Below are 3,865 nucleotides of genomic sequence, written 5' to 3'. Positions count from 1 at the left end.
GGGGTGGGCGGACCGCCGGCACCGACCGGACCGGCCACCCCGGCGGTCCGCCCACCCCCTGCCGGAGGCACCGGCTCCGGGCCTTCCCCATCCGTCCTGTCCGGGGTGAACCAGCCGCGGCCACCGATGTCGCCATGGGTGTCGCCGTCGGCCGGCGACGTGGTGGTCGGAGCTTCCATGGGCCTCGCCTCGAACAACTTTCTCTCGATCTCGGCACCCCCGACAAAGGAATGCCGCGATGTCCCCGCGATGGTCTGCTGGTTCAGCCGGCATCGGTCTGTGCGGCAATGGAGTGCCAGTGCCGTCCGGTCTTCGACGCGTGCCCTTCACCCATGGCACGCGTGAACACAGAGCCGGAAACCCGCGTAAGGAGAACCCCCGTTCCCGTTCGGCTGGGTCAGCCAATGGGCTCCGCGTCAGTGCCCTGGCGTGGAACCAGGACCGACCCTACTCGGCACCGCCGTTTGCACAACCCCCGTGTTCTCGCTGTCCGTTACCCCGGGAATCGCATTCATCACCTGTGGTTACCGACGAGTTCGTAGGCCTCTCGGAGGTCCATACCCACATACGCGTACGAGGCGATTCCCCGCACATGGTGATCGGCGTTGATCGCCACCGAGACGGGCACCGTGGCGAAGAGTTCCGTGTCCGACAGGGAGTCTCCGTAGGCGACGCAGTCCGCGCTGCTGAGACCGAATTCCGCGCAGAGTTCACCGGCGACGCGGACCTTGGCGGCCGGGGTGAGGATGCCCGTCGGATCCACCGGCTCCCGGAACGGCACCGCCGGCCAGCGGGAGCCGCGCGCCGCGTCCGTCCCCCAGTCCAGCAAGCGCTCCACGAAGAAGCCCGGCGAGAGGGAGATGACCGCGCTCCGCTCCCCGCGCGCCCGGATGTCGGCCCAAACCTCGCGAATGCCCGTCAACCACGGCGCCTGTTCGAAGGCCGCCGCCACCTGCGCCTCGGTCAGCGCCTCCCACAGCTCACAGGCCAGTTCGGCGAACCGCCCCGGCGTCAACTCCCCCCGCGCGAACGCCCGCTCCAACTCCCCGATCTCGCGCTCCACCCCGAGCTGGCGGGATATCTCGATGGCGGCGGCGGACCCGCGGATCAAGGTGCCGTCGAGGTCGAACAGATGCAGTCTCGTCATGGGCCGAGCCTAGGCGTACTCGGATTCGCGTATCCGCGGATACGCCCCCCGTCAGACGCCCCCGCCGGCCACCGCGCGCCACGGTGGGGGCCATGCACCCGAAGCGCCCCCATGACCCGCCCCACCAGACCGCGTCCGCCGCCCGCGCCCAGACCTCCTGCCGCGGGCGGCGGCTCTCCCGACCGGTGCGCCGGGCCCTGCTGGTCACACACGTCGTCGTGTCGGTCGCGTGGTTGGGGATCACCCTGTGCCTGCTGGTGCTGGGGATCACGGCGGTGACCACCGGTTCCGCGGCGACCGCGGCGGCCTGCTACCGGGCCATGCGGATCTTCGCCGACTGGCTGCTGCCGGCGGTCAGCCTGGGGTCGCTGGTCACCGGGCTGGTGCTGTCGCTGGGCACGCCCTGGGGGCTGGCCCTGCACCGCTGGGTCTACACGAAGTTCTGGCTGACGCTGGCCGCCACCGGCGCCTCGCTGCTGGCACTGCGGCCCCGCATCCATGACGCGGCCGCCGAGGTGGACCGGCTGCGGGCGGGGGAGGCGGTCCATGTGTTCCCGGACCTGGCCGCCGCCCCGACGGTGGCCACCTCGATCTACCTCTTCCTCACCGCCATCTCGGTGCTCAAGCCCTGGGGGCTCACCGCCCGCGGCCGGCGTCGGCGGGAGTCGACCGCGGGGCGTACCGCACCGCGTGTGCCGGCCGGGGCCCTCGCGGCCCGCCGGCTGGAGGCCTGCTCTCTCCCCGACCGCTGAGCGCGCCCGGCCATCGGCCGCCGACCGCCACCCCCTGCCGCCGCCCAGCCCTATGCTCACGGCCATGAGCGACTTCGTGATACGCCCCGCCACCGCCGATGACATCCCCGACATCGTGGCGATGCTGGCCGACGACGAGTTGGGGGCGCGCCGGGAGTCGCCCGACGATCTCGCCCCGTACCGCGCCGCCTTCGAGCGGATCGCCACCGACCCCCAGCAGCGGCTGGTGGTCGCGGTCCGAGAGGGCCGTACGGTCGGCACCCTCCAACTCACGCTGATCCCCGGTCTGTCCCGGCGCGGCGCCACCCGCTCGATCATCGAGGGGGTGCGCATCCATGCCGATGAGCGGGGCAGCGGGCTGGGCACCCTGCTGATCGAGTGGGCCGTGGAGGCATCCCGCGAGGCCGGCTGCCGGTTGGTCCAGCTCACCTCGGACGCCACCCGTCTCGACGCCCACCGCTTCTACCAGCGGCTCGGCTTCGAGGCGTCCCACCTGGGCTTCAAGCTCCCACTCGACTGACCCACACCCCGGAACGCACCGGGTGGGTGCCCGAGCCGATCGCCCGGACACCCACCCACCCTTCCGGCCCCGCAAGGCCGCCCGGGAACCGCTCAGAGCGCGCTCAGGTCGATGGCCTCGGCCATCACGCGGTAGCCGGCGTCGTTGGGGTGCTTGTGGTCCCCGCTGTCGTACGCCGGGTCCAGCGCCAGCGCGTCGCTCGGAGAGGCCAGCGCCGCCGCGAAGTCGGCCACCGCGTCGAACTCCCCCGAGTCGCGGATCCACTCGTTGATCGTCGCGCGCTTCGCCTCGGAGCGCGGTGTGTGGTACTCCGCCCCCTTGAACGGCAGGATCGTGCCGCCGACGACCCGGATGCCGCGGGCGTGGGCCCGCTCGATCAGCTCCCGATAGCCGGCGATCACCTGCTCGGCGCCGATCTGCGGGTTCGGCTTGTAGGTCGGCAGGTCCACCTCGCTGAAGCCGATGTCGTTCAGCCCCTCCAGCAGCACCACCGTGCGGACTCCCGGCTTGTCCAGCACATCGCGCTGGAAGCGGTCCGCCGCCCGGTCGCCGAACCAGGCCGAGTCGTGCAGCAGCAGGTTCCCGCCGATCCCGGAGTTCAGCACCGGACGCGGTGTGCCCGCGGCCGCCAGCCGCCGCCCCAGGGCGTCCGGCCAGCGGTGGTCGCCGTCCACGGTGGACCCGAAGCCGTCCGTGATGGAGTCGCCGAAGGCCACCACCGTGTCCCCGTGCGGGCGCCCGCCACCGGTCAGCTCCACGTCGGACAGGTAGTACCAGGAGTGGGTACGAGCCGTGAACGGCGCGCCGGTGCGGTCCGCGCGGTGGTCGCCCTCGGCGCGGTAGCTGGTCGCGTACGCCTGGGAGTGGAAGGTGGACGGTCCGGTGGGCTCGGCGAAGTGGAGCGTCACGGTCACCGAGGTGAAGGGCTCGACCCGCAGCGGTGCGGCGTCACTGGTGGCCTCTCCCCCGGCCGGAATGGTCACCGCGGGCCGCTGCCCGAAGGTGAGCTTGCGCAGGGTGCCGGGTCGCACGGACGCGCCGTGCGCGGCGCGGGCGATGGTCGCCCCGGCGATCCGCAGCGGGCGCTGCCCGTAACGGTTGGAGAGCTTGATGCGGGCCGTGGTGCCCCCGCTCGTCAGCCGCACCACCTGGCGCACGGTCTGGTCCGCGAACCCGGTCTCCGACCAGTTCTCCTCGAAGCCCGAGCTGGGGCGCTGCACCGGCGCCGACCACCCTGGGCCCCAGTCGGTGCCGACCCGTGCGGTCGGCCGCGCCTCGGCGGCGAGGGAGCGGTCGGCGGCGGTACGGGCGGAGGCGGTGGGGGAGGCCGCGGCCACGGCGGTGAGGGCGAGCAGTGAGGCACCGAGGCGGAGGTTGCGGGAAGGCATGGCGAACTCCTCAGGGAAGCAGGGGTGCGGGGATGTGGGTGTGGGGATTTCGGGGTGT

The 3,865-nt window shown here is 72.7% G+C and carries 4 protein-coding genes; 2 read left to right on the top strand and 2 right to left on the bottom strand.

All coding sequences use genetic code 11. The annotated features are described in order from the left end of the window. Window positions 1-514 precede the first annotated feature (514 nt). Entirely contained in the window at window positions 515-1,147 is a 633-nt protein-coding gene (locus E4099_RS30135; protein ID WP_135342281.1) for an HAD family hydrolase, read from the bottom strand. A gap of 92 nt (window positions 1,148-1,239) precedes the next feature. Between E4099_RS30135 and E4099_RS30130 the strand changes: the two genes are divergently transcribed. Both E4099_RS30130 and E4099_RS30125 read left to right on the top strand, forming a co-directional pair. Further along, window positions 1,240-1,899: a DUF2269 domain-containing protein gene (locus E4099_RS30130; protein ID WP_245245311.1), complete on the top strand. Its 660-nt coding sequence runs from the start codon at window positions 1,240-1,242 to the stop codon at window positions 1,897-1,899. A 64-nt stretch (window positions 1,900-1,963) separates the two neighbouring features. Then, a complete protein-coding gene (locus tag E4099_RS30125) occupies window positions 1,964-2,419 on the top strand; it encodes a GNAT family N-acetyltransferase (RefSeq protein WP_135342280.1) in 456 nt (151 codons plus the stop codon). Between the two features lie 92 nt (window positions 2,420-2,511). Here the strand turns inward: E4099_RS30125 and E4099_RS30120 are convergent, their stop codons facing one another. Beyond that, window positions 2,512-3,807 (bottom strand): SGNH/GDSL hydrolase family protein, encoded by a 1,296-nt coding sequence (locus E4099_RS30120; RefSeq protein ID WP_135342279.1) that lies wholly within the window; start codon window positions 3,805-3,807, stop codon window positions 2,512-2,514. Window positions 3,808-3,865 lie beyond the last annotated feature (58 nt).

This window comes from Streptomyces palmae, assembly GCF_004684805.1.
Lineage (GTDB): Bacteria > Actinomycetota > Actinomycetes > Streptomycetales > Streptomycetaceae > Streptomyces > Streptomyces palmae.
Note: the sequence above shows the minus strand (reverse complement) of the source record. Positions and strands in the feature narration are given on the sequence as shown.